This window comes from Pseudomonas costantinii (assembly GCF_001870435.1).
GTDB lineage: Bacteria > Pseudomonadota > Gammaproteobacteria > Pseudomonadales > Pseudomonadaceae > Aquipseudomonas > Aquipseudomonas costantinii.
In genome coordinates, this window is record NZ_MDDR01000006.1 from 107,538 (window position 1) to 122,297 (window position 14,760).

Genomic DNA, 14,760 nt, shown 5'->3' on the forward strand with positions numbered 1-14,760 from the left:
TATGCCTGTGGCCTAGTCCTGGCGGCTTTGCAAAATCTTGCGGGCGTTACAAGCGTTCACATAATCAAGCATCAGCGACAGCCCTTCGAAGGGCTCGATTTTCTTGTTGTCGATACACAGCTGCGCCATCAGCAACAGTACCTGGCGCTTCTTCTTGTTGACCCGCGCACCGGGCACACCGAACGCGGTTTTACGTCGCTCGGGCAACGGTGCTTCCGGCGTCAGCTCCACGGTCACCCAGATCCCCTGGGCAAATTGCAGTGTGACATTGGCGATGTGTTCGATCGGTAAAGGCTGCGCCAGGTTGGCGAACACAAAGTGCTCCGGCGTCAGGCGCAACGCGGTCTGCGGTGCGCGCTTGAAGCGACGGATGCCCATCCACAGAAAGATCAACGCGATGCTGCCGATCGCTGCCCCCGCGCCCACGGCCGACAAGGGTGTACCCTTCAAGCGTTCCGGAGCAAACCAGGGCCGACTCATGATGCCCAGCCCAAGCAACACAAAAGGTAGGGCCAGCACCGCCATCAGCGTGCCGCGCCAACGGCCACCTTCATGCAGCGCACGCTCGCCCTCGGTCGAAGCGGCCATGGTTTCCAGCAGGTGGGTGTGGGCCGTGTTTTCGGAGACCGACACGGCAAGCAAGTCGCGGGAGAGCTGTTCTCGTACGCAGTGCGGCGCGTTGAAACAGGCGTCGATTTGCGCATTGGCGGCGTCGACATCCACGGCCCGAAGGGCGCTGCGCACAGCGTCCTCCAAGTGCGCCTGCAACGCTTGCAGGCGCTCGCCATTTGAAGGGTGGGAATCGGTAGGGTGGGGCTGATGAATCTCCAGCGCCTCGGGCGGCAGTTGCAACTCACTGCCTCGCAATGCAACAAGCACGGCGCCGGGCAGGTCGACTGCTGAGGTTTCTTCACAGAGCACCCCTAATGAGTCTTCGACATGCGGATGCAACACCGACACCCGCAACAACGCCGAGGCGGCCGCTGCATTGCCCACCAGCCGGGCCCCGGCGGCATCCGCCAACAACTCCCGTTCTCGGCTCCAATGATTCACCGCGTGATCAAAACGCTGCATGAAAAACACGCCGAACATGAACGAAGGCCGCATCAACCAACCCTGGATCAGGTCGCTGACCATCATCGTTGCGACCAAGGCGCCCAAGCTGCGATTGACGCCGTCGTAGATCGGCACGAAGCGCAGGCTGTATTCAGTGTCTTCACCTACAAAATGCGCCAGCTCGTGACCGATCACGGCGCCGATTTCCTCCTGGCTAAGCAGCCCCAGGTACAGCAACGGCACATGCAGGGTGCGACCGCTCAACGGCGTCTCGGCCGGCATCACGGTGGCTGGGCTGGAGGTCACATAAAAGCCCTGGGTCAGGCTTACCACGATATGGTCCGGCGGCAACGCGCCCAGTGTGTGTGCCAGCTCGCGCACACGGCGCCACAACTCGGGCGCCTGCTCGGGCGTCACCACCTGCCCGAACATCTCAACCGGCGTGGGTTCGAACATCGCCAGCATGTGCCGCAGTTGTTTGAGCAACTGCCAGATCGAATACACGCTGAACGCGGCAATCACCCCCAGCACGGCCATCAGCTTGACCTCGCCACTGCCCAGACGGCCGATATGCCACAACGCCAAGCCTTCGAAACTCAACACCAGTGCTACCGTCGATGCCATTGCCATCACATGGCTCACCAGCACATAAGGCAACAGCCGGCTACCGAGGGAGAACACCTGCAACAACTTTTCCCGCGACTGTTGCGCGCGCAAACCCGCCCAGTGCGTGCCGGCCAGCGCGGCCACACCGATGAAGGCCGCGATCAGCCCAAGGCCAATCACCCACGGCGCCAGCGCACGCAACGCGTGGTTTACGCGATGCGCAGTGGGCAACTCGGCTTCAATTTTATCCAGCCGTGAGAGTGCTAGCGGCACGCTGATTTTTTCTTTGCCCAAGTCGACCTGAGCTGCCGGGTCTTGCGTCGCCAGCTTCCGCAATTGGAGTTTGGCGACGACCACGTCGGCGCTGTAATCGATCAATGCGCTGTTTGACTCGGCAGCACGCTGGCGCTCCCAGCCACCGAGGGCGGCCAGCAGCAGCGGGAAAATGACGAGCAGGCAAATCAGCTTCAGGGCGTTCATGGGAGTCCGTTCACAACGCAGAGATCTTGGTTATACCGAAAAGGTCTGTAGCGCAGATAGAGGGAGGCAAGCAACTGGGCGGATTCAAAACGCCGGGCACTGATCAGAGCACGCCCCGGCCTTTACTGCTCGGGGCGTTGTCATCACGTGGCGAGCGACCGAAAAAGGCTTTATAGGCGCGACTGAAAGCCGCTTCGGACTCATAGCCAATGGCAAAGCCGATTTCTCCGATGCGGCTGTCGTGTTTCGCCAGCATCGTTTTCGCCAGTGTTAACCGCCATTCATTTTGGTAACGCAACGGCGAGCGTCCTACCAGCGAGCTGAATCGGTCGCAGAAATTGGACCGTGACATGCCGGCAATTTCAGCCAGCGAATCGATACGCCACTGCCGCCCCGGCGTTTCGTGAATGGCTTTCAGTGCCCGAGCTATACGTGCGTCCGATAACCCGCCCAGCCAACCGGAAGCAGCGTTTTGATGCACCCAGGTTCGCAGGATACGAATAACCGTCAGATCTATAAGGCGCGAGATCATCAGCGCTCCGCCCGGTTGCGTGTCATTGGCTTCAAGCAACATGAAATGCAGGATGCCTTCCGCCCAATCTGCCGCCTGGGTTTTTCGGATGTGGATAAGTCGGGGCAGGGCAAACAGCATTGCCTGGAAACTGCTCGCATCGAACCAGAACCGACAGATCACAACCGCCGCCGGCCCATCACAGGCGGTGATCCTGACCCCTGAAGGGTTGTGGGGAAGCAAGATGATATCGCCTTGCTCCAGCGTCACTGCCGGCTGATCGACGTCTTCGAGATGTAGCCGACCTTGCTGAACCACGCAAATATGAGCGCTCTGCCGGTCGAGTTCGAGGCATTGCGCATTGCTCAGCGCGGTTGAGTAAACACGGTCTCCAGTCAGGCGAATTTGCGCCAAAACCTGAGACAGCAAATCACCCTTGGCAAGCCCTTCCAGCTTCATTTCCGGATGAATGATCAAATTTTCGAGGGGATTCATCATGTCTGGTTGCCCACGCTTTCTCTAAGCTGACTCCCGAGATCATAGCGTGCTGATGCAACCAAAACGAAACCGTCGAGGCCGTTTCCGGCACTGATCGTTTATGCACATCATCCAATCACATGGGAACACATCAAATGTTCGGAATCTCCGCCCTTGGCTGGATACACACCCTCGGCAGCCTGCCCGCCATTCCCCTGGCGGCTTATATGTTCATTCGACACGGACGCATCGTCCCCCGCTCAACGCCAGGTTTGCTCTACCTGGCGTCGATGCTGATCGGTGCCTTCACTGTGTTCCTGGTCGCGCACCAACCCGTCAGCAACATCATTGGCGTCATTACCCTTGCACTGCTGCTGGCCGGTTATGGCGTGGGGCATATCGCCTGGCTGGGGCGAGCGCGCGCGTACCTGGAAACCATTTTCTTGAGCCTGACCGCTTTTTTCCTGATGGTGCCCACAGTCTCCGAGACATTGCGCCGAGTCCCCGACGGCCACCCAATAGTCACCGACCTGCACTCGCCAGTGCTGATTGGCGCGCAAGGCAGTATTGCGCTGGCGCTCGTCATTGGGCTGGGCGCGCAGATGCTGTACTTGCGCAGGAAAGGCGGTCGGTTGGCCTAACACCGCCAATAAGAACGCCCCGGCATTCACACGCTGGGGCGTTTTGCTTATTGCCCGTTATTACAGGGCGACTCCAATACCTTCACTACATCATCAATCACCGCCTTGCTCATCTCCTGCAAATAATGCGACGCCCAGGCATAACGGTCCGTCTCCTTCGTCATCGCCGCATCTTCTGCGAGCAACTTGGCGACGTGGAGTAAATCGGAAACGTGGTGCAAGGCTTCATGCAGGGAAACACCGCTGTTGACGCGGAACAGAGGTTGGTCGGAGTGAAAGGCGAAGGGGGTGACGCCGAGGGTGTTGGAGGGGGGAGCTAGCGGCTGATGTGATTATCTGTTTTATGAGGGCGCCATAATTATTGGCCACCCATAATTTCGCATAAAGGTTGAGAGGTTGGTGAAAGGGAGTAGCTGCGGGGGGGGAACCGGTCTACTTCACTGCACGATCGAGATTCAAGCGCCAGAAACAACAAAACCCTCACATTTCTGCGAGGGCTTCGTCTTATATGGTGCCGGCACCAGGAGTCGAACCCGGGACCTACTGATTACAAGTCAGTTGCTCTACCAACTGAGCTATACCGGCGTGTTAGGGCGACGATTATAGCGATTGGCAAGCTTCTGTAAACCCCTGAATTCTGACTATTTTTGCAGAAATGAATGTTTTTTTGCGATCGCTGCTTTTTCATCGCCATAAGGGTGCTCTACAGCCGGGGCCCCGGGTGTGCCGAGGGCCTTTAAACCGGGCCAATTTCCATCCCACAATTGTCCGCAAACTGACATCTGGCTCCATCCCTTCAATCCCAGCTACAGAATCTGTGCATCCACCCAGTTTGGTGGCGACAGAGGGGTTTCAGCTGTCCGGATGCTGGTCATTAAATTGACTATTTACCGTTCATCTAAAAAATAACCAATAAAAACATCAAAATAATGACACTTTACCATTGCTGTCACAGAATGCTTTAACTGCGACGCCTTCAAGAAGACCTCCGGTGAGAACTGCTTGCCGCCCTTCACGTCTTTGAGCTGCGTCGTGAGGAGCAGGCTATGAGCCTTAGCGATGAACTTTTGGCGTTGTTCGGCAAAAATGTCACCCACGATGCACAAGGGATTGATGCGCGGATGCACTTTTTTGGCAGCGTTCCTGGCGACGAAGGCGCCCACCCACAATCCCAATCCACTGATACCGTCGTGCTGCGCCCTAAAGTCGTGGCGCTGGTGTCGATGAATGGCGGTGTTGGGCGTAGCACCTTGGTCACGGCCTTGAGCAGCGGTTTGCAGCGCCATGGCGAATCGGTGGTGGCGCTGGATCTGGACCCGCAAAATGCCTTGCATCGTCACTTCGGCGTCAGTTCGACATTGCCCGGTATTGGGCGCACCAGCCTGGAGCATGGGCAATGGAGCCCGTTGCAACAACAGGGCTTTGCCGGTTGCCAGGTGATTACCTTCGGCGATACCGACGTCCAGCAGCAGGAAAGCCTGGAGCGCTGGCTCAAGCATGAGCCTATCTGGCTGGCGCGGCGTCTCTCGTCTTTGGGCTTGAGCGAGCAGCACACGGTGATCATCGATACGCCCGCCGGTAATAACGTCTATTTTCATCAAGCCCTGAGCGTTGCCGATGTGGTGTTGGTCATCGTACAAGCTGATGCTGCGTGCCTTGGCACGCTGGACCCTCTGGATCTATTGCTGGCCCCGCACCTTGAGGGCGAGCGCCCACCCAGTGTGCATGTGGTGGTCAACCAACTGGATGAGAGCAATGCTTTTAGCCTGGACATGGTCGACGCGTTCAAACTACGCCTGGGAAAAGCGCCGTTGGAGGTTCATCGCGATATGGCGATCAACGAGGCGTTGGCGTTTGCTGCCGACCCGCTGGACAGCGTGACGAAGCGGATGGCCAGTGACGATCTCAACGAAATTTGCCTGCTGTTGAAAGCGTCGAGAAGAAACGCATAAAGCGCGGTTTATACGCTTAACGCCAGATGCTTATGCACAATCGGTTGGTTGCGACTGTCACGAAACAGCCATTTTGTGGAGCCGTTCTCAATGTGCTGCAACTGCCTGTTTTGTGTGCGTTTTATTTTGTGAACAAAAAATGACCAGCGTGGCTTTTGGCCTGTAGCGTTGATTGCTACAGCTTCTGTAAAGAATTCATCAACAGAGTTATCCACAGGGCACGCGTAGGAAAATTTGCCCCCTAATCGCGCTCGGCCAGCACCATCAAGTTGCGCGGAGTCAGCGCCGGTTCACAGAAGCTGCCTATCTCGACCTTATAGCCTTGCTCTGACAGGAATAAGGCCCGATCCAGCACCAGCCACATTTCCAGCGGCCGCCGAAACAGACCCCGTACCAACTCTAGATTGCGGACTTCGGCCAGGCGGCGCCAACCGTGTGCCTCCAGCGCCAGCCAATCCTGCTCACCTGTGGATAAGCCCTTGAGGCCAGCCAGCTCTCGGCAATAGTCGGCGAAGGGTTTATCCAGCCAACTGGCAGGCAGGGACGGCGTGGGCAAGTATTCGTCGCAGTTGCGCAATTGCCGTTGCAACTGATCAAAGCCCAGGCGCCGGGCCATGGAGGTGTCTCGTTGCTGGCGCACCCGTTTGCCTGCGGTGACGGTCTCGCTCAGCGGCAGGCCCAAGTCGTCGATCGACAACTGCAAGGCCGATGCGCGGCCTGCGCCGGACAGTGCTTGGTAGGTGTCGGCGTTGATGCGGTTGTAGCAGCAAGGCGCCAATGCCAGTTGTTTGCAGCCGGCAGCGCTGGCCAATTGCAGCAAGCGTACGTGCAGGTCGCCGCAGGCATGCAGGGCGATAGGGGTGTATTCCGGGCCGATCGACACATCGGCCATCACGTCTTGCAGGCGATGGGTGACGGGCAAACCGTGGTGGTCGCTTAAGGCTTGGCCGGAGGCGATCAAGGCTGGGTCGTATTCCAGGCAGGTCAGTTGTTGGCCAGGTTGCAGCAGGCGTCGGCCGAGGTGACCTTTGCCGGCGCACCAGTCCAGCCAGTGCATGGGTGTTTCAGCAAACTGCAGGGCGGCGCCGAACGCTTCGATCTGTTGCCACTTGCGGCCGGGTACATCGACGTTGAGGCGGTGGCGGGCAGGTTCCAGGGGATGCGCAGGTAACTTATCCACAGCGCTGAGGTGCAGGGCTTGTGCGGCCAACTGTGGAAAAGGCGCTGGCGCCGGCAGGTCATGGGGCAGGTTGTTACTGCTTTCGGCGTCAGCCAGCGAGCGCTGACGCAGCCACTGGGCCAGCTCGGGATGCAGGGTTTCCCAGGGTAATTGCAGGTGAACAAAGGGCCGTGGTCGCCACAGCCCTTGATGTTCAGTCAGGAACGCATCCAGCGCCTGGAAGCGTGCTTCAACGTCCTTGGCAAGCATCGACGCGCAGCCAGCGTTCCAGCAGTTTGAAGGCGCGCACCAGGAGGTAGGAGATCAGCAGGTAGAACACGCCGGCGGTGAAGAACATCTCAACCGTCAGGTAGTTGCGCGCAATGATGGTCCTGGCCATGCCGGTCAGTTCCAGCAGGGTCACGGTACTCGCGAGGGAGCTGGCCTTGAGCATCAAAATGACTTCGTTGCTGTAAGCCGGTAGTCCGATGCGCGCTGCGCGAGGCAGGATGATGTAGATCAGCGTTTTCGGCTTGGACATCCCCAGCGCCCGGGCCGCTTCAATTTCACCCGGCGGGATGGCCTGGATGGCGCCGCGCAGGATCTCGGCGATGTAAGCCGCGGTGTGCAGCGTCATGGTGGCCGTGGCGCACCAGAAAGGATCGCGCAGGTAAGTCCACATGAAGCTTGCGCGTACAGCATCGAATTGGGCCAGGCCGTAGTAGACCAGGAACAACTGTACCAGCAGCGGCGTACCACGAAAGAAGAAGATGTAGGCGTAGGGCAGTGAGCGAACATACCAGCGCTTGGACGAGCGAGCGATGCCCAGTGGGATCGCCAGGATCAGGCCGAGAATTACCGCGATGCTCACCAGTTCCAGAGTCAGGACGGCGCCCTGGATAAACTTCGGCAGCCACTTATAGATGACTTCCCATTCCATTACGTCGTCCTCACGAAGCCGCGGGCGGCGCGTTTTTCCAGGAAGTGCATACCCACCATCGATAGCGACGTCAGGCACAGGTAAATGAACGCGGCGACGAGATAGAAGGTAAACGGCTGCTTGGTCACGGTGACGGCGATCTGCGCGTGGCGCATGATTTCTTCGAGGCCGATGACCGTGACCAGCGCGGTATCTTTCATCAGGATCATGAACAGATTGCCCAGGCCCGGCAGGGCGATGCGCCACATCTGCGGCATGATCAGGCGGGTGAAGATGCGAAACTTTGACAGGCCCAACGCCACACCGGCTTCGCGGTGGCCCTTGGGAATGGCAATGATCGCGCCCCGCAATACCTCGGTGGCGTAGGCACCAAAACACAGCCCCAGGGCGATCACGCCCGCAGCGAAGGCGCTGAGCGAAAGATCGGGGATGTTGAAAATTTCACCCAGTTCACGCATCGCATTGATCGTGCCGAAATAAATCAGCAAGACCCACAGCAGTTCCGGTACGCCGCGAACGATGGTCGAGTAGGCACCGCCCAGCCATTGCAATGGCTTGTACGCAGAAGTCTTGGCCAAGGCGCCGGCAAGGCCGAGTATCAGCCCCAGGCACAGAGCCGTGAGCGCCAGTTTGACGGTCATCAGCGCGCCGGCAAGCAGCGCCGGGCCGAACCCGTAGAGATCGAAATTCATGGTGTTTTCATATCGCAAGGCATTGCTAAAAGCCGGCGCGCTGAAGGTGCGCGCCGGGCAAGTCGCTCAGATCATTCGATGCTGAACGGGAAGTACTTGTCGTTGATCTTCTTGTAGGTGCCGTCTGCCTTGATCTCTGCCAGGGCTTTGTTCAGGCGCTCGCGCAGCGGGTCGCCTTTGCGTACGGCGATACCGATCTTGTCGCTTTCAACCACCGGGTCGCCTTTGAACTCGTAGGCGGAACCGTCTTTGCTCTTGAGCCATTCGTACTGCACGTACTTGTCGGCGAGGATCCCGTCCAAACGGCCGGAAGTCAGGTCGAGGTAGGCGTTTTCCTGGGTGTCGTAGAGCTTGGCGGTGGTTTCCGGCAGCTTGTCTTCCAGGTAGGTACCGGCGAGCGTCGCGCGTTGGGCGCCGATGATCTTGCCTTTCAGGTAACCGGCGTCGGTCTTGAAGTCTTTGGTGGCTTTAGGCGCGATGAATTGCAGCTTGTTGGAGTAGTACGGGTCGGTGAAGTCGACAGCTTGCTTGCGTTCATCGGTGATGGACAGCGAGGACACCAGGAAGTCGAACTTCTTGGCGTTCAGGGCCGGGATGATGCCGTCCCAGTCGGACACATACACTTCACACTTCTCGATTTTCATCTTGGCGCACAGGGCGTCGCCGATGTCTTTGTCGAAGCCCACGACGTTGCCGCTGGCGTCTTTATTGTTGAAGGGCGGGTACGCCGCTTCGATCCCCATTTTCAAGGTTTCTGCCATGGCCGTGGCGCTGAACGCCATCGAGACGGCCGCGGCCAGAAGGAATTTTTTATAGTTCTGCATGCATGTTGCTCCGTTAGCGGTTGCTGGACATGAATTGTTTGCAGCGCGCCGAAAGCGGGTTTTCAAACACCTGCTGTGGCGATCCTTGCTCTTCGACCAGGCCCTGGTGCAGGAACACCACTTCACTGGAAACCTGACGGGCGAAGCCCATTTCATGGGTGACCAGCAGCATGGTGCGGCCTTCTTCGGCCAGCGCGCGGATCACATTAAGTACTTCCTGAACCATTTCCGGGTCAAGGGCCGAGGTGGGCTCGTCGAACAGGATGACCTTGGGCTGCATCGCCAGGGTGCGCGCAATGGCCGCCCGTTGTTGCTGGCCGCCGGACAATTGCGCGGGGTAGGCGTGGCGCTTATCGCTGATGCCGACCTTGGCCAGCAGGGCTTCGGCCACTTCTATCGCTTCGGCCTTGCTCTGGCCAAGTACACGGCGGGGCGCCTCGATGATGTTGTCGAGGATGCTCATGTGCGGCCACAGATTAAAGTTTTGAAACACAAAACCGATTTCGCTGCGCAGGCGGTTGATCTGTTTGCCATCGGCGGCCATCAGTTCGCCGTTTTTTGCAGCCTTGAGCTTGAGCTCTTCACCGGCGACCAGGATCTGCCCCTGGTGCGGGTTTTCCAGCAGGTTAATGCAACGCAGGAACGTGGACTTGCCGGAACCGGAGGAACCCAGGATCGAGATCACATCGCCGTCGCGAGCGGTCAGCGAGATACCTTTGAGTACCTCCAGCTCACCATAGCGTTTATGCAAGTTGCGGATTTCAAGTGCGGGCGCGGCCTCGGCCATGTGCGGTCCTCATTGTGTTCATTGCGTTCGACGCTGTTGGGCCGCCTTCCTGGCGAGGCGCCAAGCTAGCATAGCGTTCGGATGACAGCCAACAGCGCTGCGGACGGTTAACGGGTGGTCTGCGGCAGGGTGTCGCATCGGCACAGCAGCGTGTCGCGCCATCAACAACCCAACAGCCGTTTGAACCCGAAAATCCACAGGCTTCGCGTAAAAAAGGGCGCGATGGTGCCAGCTTTGGCCGGGTGTTGGAAGGGTTAACCGGGTAAACGGTGCTTATCAGCACTTTTATGGAGCGTCACGTACTTTTCGTGTGCGTTTTTGGTGCGCAATCTCGTCTTGAAAGTGAGTCGCCCGGTAACGCTATAGCGGAATGCCATTATTCTCAATGACTTGCGACAGCTGTTGAGTTGTCCTACAGCCCGCGTCAATCGTGGCTTTGTAATATTTTGGCGCAAATCTTGCGTAAAAAATAAAGAACGCCCTGTTGGTTTCTTTTCACGAGAAAGATCGCAGGCCGGGCGGACTGTTTTCGCAATTCCTCGTAAAGGTGTGTCAATGAGTAGTACGCAAAGCTCCAATGACCTCGAACAGGGGCTCAAACCGCGTCACGTCACCATGCTGTCGATTGCCGGCGTTATTGGTGCCGGTTTGTTTGTCGGCTCCGGCCACGCGATTGCCGCCGCCGGGCCTGCTGTGCTGTTGGCCTATGCGGCTGCCGGTACGCTGGTGGTATTGGTGATGCGCATGCTGGCCGAGATGGCCGTGGCCTCGCCGGACACCGGTTCGTTTTCCACCTACGCCGACCGTGCGATCGGTCACTGGGCCGGTTTCACCATCGGCTGGCTGTACTGGTGGTTCTGGGTGCTGGTGATTCCGTTGGAAGCCAACGCCGCTGCGACCATCTTGCATGCCTGGTTCCCTGACGTGGCGATATGGGCGTTTACCCTGATCATCACCTTGCTGCTGACGGCGACGAACCTGTTCAGCGTGAAGAATTACGGTGAGTTCGAGTTCTGGTTTGCGCTGATCAAAGTCGTGGCGATTGTCGGCTTTGTGATCCTTGGCCTGGCCGCGATCTTTGGCTTCCTGCCGACCAGCCAGGTCAGCGGCGTTTCGCACTTATTTGACACCCAAGGCTTCATGCCCAATGGCATGGGCGCAGTATTGGCTGCGATCCTGACCACCATGTTCTCCTTCATGGGCACCGAGATTGTCACCATCGCGGCGGCTGAGTCGAAGAACCCTGGCCAGCAAATCACCAAGGCCACCAACTCGGTGATCTGGCGGATTGGTTTGTTCTACCTGCTGTCGATCTTCATCGTTGTGTCGCTGGTGCCTTGGAACGATCCGACCCTGGCGGCCGTAGGTTCCTACCAAACCGTGCTGGAGCGCATGGGCATCCCGAATGCCAAGCTGATCGTCGACCTGGTGGTATTGGTTGCCGTGACCAGTTGCCTCAACTCGGCGCTGTACACCGCCTCGCGCATGCTGTTTTCCCTGGGGCGTCGCGGTGATGCACCGGCCGTGGCCAAGCGCACCAACAAAAGCGGCACACCTTACTGGGCGGTGATGCTGTCCACTGGCGCAGCGTTCCTGGCGGTATTCGCTAACTACGTGGCCCCGGCGGCGGTATTCGAGTTCCTGCTGGCCAGCTCCGGCGCCATCGCGTTGCTGGTGTACCTGGTGATCGCGGTATCGCAACTGCGTATGCGCCAGAAGCGCACGGCGGCGGGCGAGAAAATTGTGTTCAAGATGTGGTTGTTCCCGGGCCTGACCTACGCGGTGATGGTGTTCATCGTCGGCACGTTGACCATCATGCTGTTCCAGGAAGCGCACCGGGTCGAGATTATCGCAACCGGTATCCTGAGCTTGCTGGTGGTGTTGGCGGGGTTGTTTGTGGCGAGCCGTCGCAAGGCCCAGAGAGTAGGCGCTGCGGTGCTGAACTGATGGCGTGCGGTTGTTAGAGCGCAGCTAAACCATGTGGGAGCCGGGCAAGCCCGGCTCCCACATTTGCTTATGCGTCAGTCTTGCGAGTTGACCAGCGCCTGGGACGCCGCAACGTAATCCGCCTGGAACTGCGGCGATTCAATCCACGCCAGCGCGGCCGCTTCATCATCGCTATCCGTGGCCCACTGCCGATATTCGATCAGCGCCGCCAGGATAAAGTCGGTGGCTTCCTCTTCGCCTTCCTGCTCCAGCACCAGTGCCAGCAACGGGTGCGCCAGGAATACCGCACACAGCGCCTGCTGGCTGGTCTCGCCCGCCGTGCGCATCTCGACAAACAACTCGGTCAAGTCCACCGACTCAAGGTCAATGCGGCTGTCATCGCCGGCAAACGCATCCGGCTTGGTCGCGACGGCGCGCTGGGTACGGTTCTGCTTGGCCTTGGCCTTTGCCCGGTGGGCACGTTTTTGCTGCTTGTTCGGCGAGGCCATGGGCTCACGTCCTTGGTTCAGGATCTGGGTGGCGTATTGAAGCGCAGGTTGGGGGAAATCCCAAGGGAATCTAAGTGCGTTCCGTCACACGGTGCCCTGGTGTGCCTTGCGCCAACTCGCCTTGTTGCAGCCATGCCAATGCAATCGGCCACAACCGGTCCTGATACTCACTGCGAAAGAATGCAAAATGTCCGACGCCTTTTTCGCCAATATCTTCCGGGGCGATCCGTAGATGAGTGCGCACGCTGCCTTTGAAATAGCTCAGTAAGCGCTCAATTGCGGCCACCGTTCCGAATGGATCATCGGTGATACTGACGGCCAGCACCTGCGCCTTCACGCGGCCAAATGGCAACTCACTCAAGGTGCGTCCGCTAGGGCGTGTTTCATACGTCGGCGTCGGTGTTGCCCAGTCGCGCACCACGCCTGCCGGCGTATCTTCCAGCCAGCCCAGTCGCTTGCCTGGGAAGTACCCGCACAGCGCGGTCACCAGCGGCATCATCACATGCCACTTGCCAAACATCCGCCAGCGCCCACTCGCCTGGTAATCGCGCCAGTAAGCGAACTGAGCGCCCACTGTCACAATCCGTCGAATCACCGCGCCCGACGCCCCCAACCCCGCTGCACAACCACCAAAACTGTGGCCGACCACGTCAATTGGCTGCCCCGCAAACTCCCGTTGCGCCCGCTGCAGCACCGCTTCGAAATCCAGCACGCCCCAATCCGACCATGACGCCTTGAAGCCTCGCAGCGAACCGCTTCTGGATTCACCGATGCCGCGATAATCGTAAGTAATGACGTCGAAGCCATTGGCAAACAGGTAGTCGGCGAAGCGCGAATAGTGGCGGCAGCGCACAGAGGTGGCGGCGTTGATGATCACCACGGGGCGTGTCGGGTCGGTTCTGATATGGCGCCAGGTGAAGCCGCCCAGGAGGTAGCCGTCGGCAGCGGGCTCGCGGAATGTTTCTGGAGCGGGTCGTGTGGGCAGGTTCATGGGGCGGCTCGGTGCTTGCGCTTTCGGTATGGGCTTGAAGGCCCGCGCGCTTTTATAAGAAACCGAAATTAACAAATTTAGCGCGGCGTGGGCGTAAGGATTGTCGCGATGCTCGACCTTATCTGCTTGGGTGCTTAGGCTTACGGTCTTTTGATCGACCAGAGTCAGCCCATGACCCGCGACACCCTCGAACACAACCAGATCCCGATCTACTTCGTCGCAGTCCTCCTGGCTGTCGCGTTCGGCGTGCTGGCCCCCTCGTTGGCGCATGGCCTGAGCGTACTGGTCACCCCCGCGATTGCGGTGCTGATGTACGCGATGTTCCTGCAAATCCCGTTTCTGGACCTGCGCCAAGGCTTGGGCAACAAGCGCTTCATGTCGGCATTGTTGCTGGCCAACTTCGTTTTGATCCCGCTGCTGGTCTGGGCGCTGACGCGGGGGCTGGTCGACCACCCGGCGATTCTGGTGGGGGCGCTGTTGGTGCTGCTGACGCCGTGTATCGACTACGTGGTGGTGTTTACGCATATCGGCAAGGGCGATTCGCGGCTGATCCTGGCGGCGACGCCGATTCTGTTACTGCTGCAACTGGTGCTGTTGCCGGTGTATCTGGGGGTGATGCTCGGGGCGCAGTCGCAAGTGGTTGTTTCGGCGGGGCCGTTTATTGAGGCGTTCCTGTTGCTGATCGTAGCGCCGATGGTGCTGGCGGTGTTGACCGCTTCCCTGTCCCGGCGATCGCGTGTCATCGGCGCATGGAGCGAGGCCTGGGCCTGGCTGCCTGTTCCGGCCATGGCGCTGGTGTTGGTGGTGGTGATCGGTTCGCAAATCACTACCGTGGTGCGCGATATAGCCCTGCTGGCTCCAGTGATCCCGGTGTATGTCGGCTTCTTGCTGCTGGCGCCGCTGATGGGAGCGCTGGCAGCGCGGCTGTTCAAGTTGCCGGCCGTCACGGCCCGGGCGGTCACGTTCAGCGCTTCCACGCGCAACTCGCTGGTGGTGCTACCACTGGCCTTGGCGCTGCCTGAAGATATTCGTGGGTTGGCCGCTGCCGCGGTGATCCTGCAGACCTTGCTCGAGCTGATTGGCGAGTTCATCTACGTGCGCTGGGTGCCACGGCTGGTATGGCCCGTCGATCGCTAGGGCGATGAATGTTTGACTTCGTTCAGGCGCTATTCAGGGATGGGGCGGGCAACATGGCGCGGCTCATTTCAC

At 59.1% G+C, this 14,760-nt stretch carries 13 protein-coding genes, 1 tRNA gene and 1 pseudogene; 4 read left to right on the top strand and 11 right to left on the bottom strand.

Translation table 11 applies throughout. The features are described from left to right. Positions 1 to 12: 12 nt before the first annotated feature. On the bottom strand, positions 13 to 2,142 hold the full coding sequence (locus BFL40_RS04185; RefSeq protein WP_071482582.1) for a M48 family metallopeptidase: 2,130 nt from the start codon (positions 2,140 to 2,142) through the stop codon (positions 13 to 15). Positions 2,143 to 2,245: 103 nt separating this feature from the next. Next, the gene (locus BFL40_RS04190; protein ID WP_071482583.1) at positions 2,246 to 3,151 is read right to left on the bottom strand and encodes an AraC family transcriptional regulator; all 906 of its coding nucleotides are present in this window, start codon (positions 3,149 to 3,151) and stop codon (positions 2,246 to 2,248) included. A gap of 134 nt (positions 3,152 to 3,285) precedes the next feature. Here BFL40_RS04190 and BFL40_RS04195 point away from each other — a divergent pair, with 134 nt between their 5' ends. Continuing rightward, complete coding sequence (locus BFL40_RS04195; protein WP_071482584.1) at positions 3,286 to 3,771, top strand: hypothetical protein; 486 nt, start codon at positions 3,286 to 3,288, stop codon at positions 3,769 to 3,771. Positions 3,772 to 3,818: 47 nt separating this feature from the next. On the opposite strand, the pseudogene BFL40_RS04200 reads toward BFL40_RS04195, so the two are convergent. Together BFL40_RS04200 and BFL40_RS04205 are read right to left on the bottom strand one after the other, a co-directional pair. After that, positions 3,819 to 4,073 (bottom strand): annotated as a pseudogene (locus BFL40_RS04200) (DUF3077 domain-containing protein); the annotation flags it as partial. A 207-nt stretch (positions 4,074 to 4,280) separates the two neighbouring features. Then, a tRNA-Thr gene (locus BFL40_RS04205) sits at positions 4,281 to 4,356 on the bottom strand. A 461-nt stretch (positions 4,357 to 4,817) separates the two neighbouring features. Here BFL40_RS04205 and bcsQ point away from each other — a divergent pair. After that, complete coding sequence (gene bcsQ / locus BFL40_RS04210) at positions 4,818 to 5,723, top strand: cellulose biosynthesis protein BcsQ (RefSeq protein WP_071482586.1); 906 nt, start codon at positions 4,818 to 4,820, stop codon at positions 5,721 to 5,723. A gap of 241 nt (positions 5,724 to 5,964) precedes the next feature. Here the strand turns inward: bcsQ and BFL40_RS04215 are convergent, their stop codons facing one another. The 5 genes from BFL40_RS04215 to BFL40_RS04235 form a co-directional block, all read right to left on the bottom strand. Then, positions 5,965 to 7,152, bottom strand: coding sequence for a methyltransferase (locus tag BFL40_RS04215; protein ID WP_071482587.1), 1,188 nt, complete (start codon positions 7,150 to 7,152; stop codon positions 5,965 to 5,967). After that, on the bottom strand, positions 7,133 to 7,822 hold the full coding sequence (locus BFL40_RS04220; protein ID WP_071482588.1) for an ABC transporter permease: 690 nt from the start codon (positions 7,820 to 7,822) through the stop codon (positions 7,133 to 7,135). Before BFL40_RS04220 ends, BFL40_RS04215 begins: the two co-directional genes overlap by 20 nt. Continuing rightward, positions 7,822 to 8,514, bottom strand: a complete 693-nt coding sequence (locus BFL40_RS04225; protein ID WP_071482589.1) for an ABC transporter permease — start codon at positions 8,512 to 8,514, stop codon at positions 7,822 to 7,824. The genes BFL40_RS04220 and BFL40_RS04225 overlap by 1 nt, the downstream gene beginning before the upstream one ends. 71 nt (positions 8,515 to 8,585) lie before the next feature. Further along, positions 8,586 to 9,338, bottom strand: a complete 753-nt coding sequence (locus tag BFL40_RS04230) for an ABC transporter substrate-binding protein (protein ID WP_071482590.1) — start codon at positions 9,336 to 9,338, stop codon at positions 8,586 to 8,588. A 13-nt stretch (positions 9,339 to 9,351) separates the two neighbouring features. Further along, positions 9,352 to 10,125 (bottom strand): ABC transporter ATP-binding protein, encoded by a 774-nt coding sequence (locus tag BFL40_RS04235; protein WP_017138656.1) that lies wholly within the window; start codon positions 10,123 to 10,125, stop codon positions 9,352 to 9,354. 555 nt (positions 10,126 to 10,680) lie between these two features. On the opposite strand from BFL40_RS04235, the gene gabP reads away from it, so the two are divergent. Next, positions 10,681 to 12,072, top strand: a complete 1,392-nt coding sequence (gabP, locus tag BFL40_RS04240) for a GABA permease (protein WP_071482591.1) — start codon at positions 10,681 to 10,683, stop codon at positions 12,070 to 12,072. Positions 12,073 to 12,146: 74 nt separating this feature from the next. Here gabP and BFL40_RS04245 read toward each other — a convergent pair whose 3' ends face one another. Together BFL40_RS04245 and BFL40_RS04250 are read right to left on the bottom strand one after the other, a co-directional pair. Then, entirely contained in the window at positions 12,147 to 12,560 is a 414-nt protein-coding gene (locus tag BFL40_RS04245; protein WP_071482592.1) for a hypothetical protein, read from the bottom strand. Positions 12,561 to 12,630: 70 nt separating this feature from the next. Next, positions 12,631 to 13,551 (bottom strand): alpha/beta hydrolase family protein, encoded by a 921-nt coding sequence (locus tag BFL40_RS04250; RefSeq protein WP_071482593.1) that lies wholly within the window; start codon positions 13,549 to 13,551, stop codon positions 12,631 to 12,633. A gap of 171 nt (positions 13,552 to 13,722) precedes the next feature. Here BFL40_RS04250 and BFL40_RS04255 point away from each other — a divergent pair, with 171 nt between their 5' ends. Then, positions 13,723 to 14,688 carry an arsenic resistance protein gene (locus BFL40_RS04255; protein ID WP_071482594.1) on the top strand — a complete coding sequence of 322 codons (966 nt, stop codon included), beginning with the start codon at positions 13,723 to 13,725 and terminating at the stop codon, positions 14,686 to 14,688. The last annotated feature ends 72 nt before the right edge of the window (positions 14,689 to 14,760 follow it).

Coding starts and splice junctions, on each gene's coding strand:
- BFL40_RS04185 (WP_071482582.1), bottom strand. CDS start 2,142: ATGAACGCCCTGAAGCTGATTTGCCTGCTCGTCATTTTCCCGCTGCTG.
- BFL40_RS04190 (WP_071482583.1), bottom strand. CDS start 3,151: ATGATGAATCCCCTCGAAAATTTGATCATTCATCCGGAAATGAAGCTG.
- BFL40_RS04195 (WP_071482584.1), top strand. CDS start 3,286: ATGTTCGGAATCTCCGCCCTTGGCTGGATACACACCCTCGGCAGCCTG.
- bcsQ (WP_071482586.1), top strand. CDS start 4,818: ATGAGCCTTAGCGATGAACTTTTGGCGTTGTTCGGCAAAAATGTCACC.
- BFL40_RS04215 (WP_071482587.1), bottom strand. CDS start 7,152: ATGCTTGCCAAGGACGTTGAAGCACGCTTCCAGGCGCTGGATGCGTTC.
- BFL40_RS04220 (WP_071482588.1), bottom strand. CDS start 7,822: ATGGAATGGGAAGTCATCTATAAGTGGCTGCCGAAGTTTATCCAGGGC.
- BFL40_RS04225 (WP_071482589.1), bottom strand. CDS start 8,514: ATGAATTTCGATCTCTACGGGTTCGGCCCGGCGCTGCTTGCCGGCGCG.
- BFL40_RS04230 (WP_071482590.1), bottom strand. CDS start 9,338: ATGCAGAACTATAAAAAATTCCTTCTGGCCGCGGCCGTCTCGATGGCG.
- BFL40_RS04235 (WP_017138656.1), bottom strand. CDS start 10,125: ATGGCCGAGGCCGCGCCCGCACTTGAAATCCGCAACTTGCATAAACGC.
- gabP (WP_071482591.1), top strand. CDS start 10,681: ATGAGTAGTACGCAAAGCTCCAATGACCTCGAACAGGGGCTCAAACCG.
- BFL40_RS04245 (WP_071482592.1), bottom strand. CDS start 12,560: ATGGCCTCGCCGAACAAGCAGCAAAAACGTGCCCACCGGGCAAAGGCC.
- BFL40_RS04250 (WP_071482593.1), bottom strand. CDS start 13,551: ATGAACCTGCCCACACGACCCGCTCCAGAAACATTCCGCGAGCCCGCT.
- BFL40_RS04255 (WP_071482594.1), top strand. CDS start 13,723: ATGACCCGCGACACCCTCGAACACAACCAGATCCCGATCTACTTCGTC.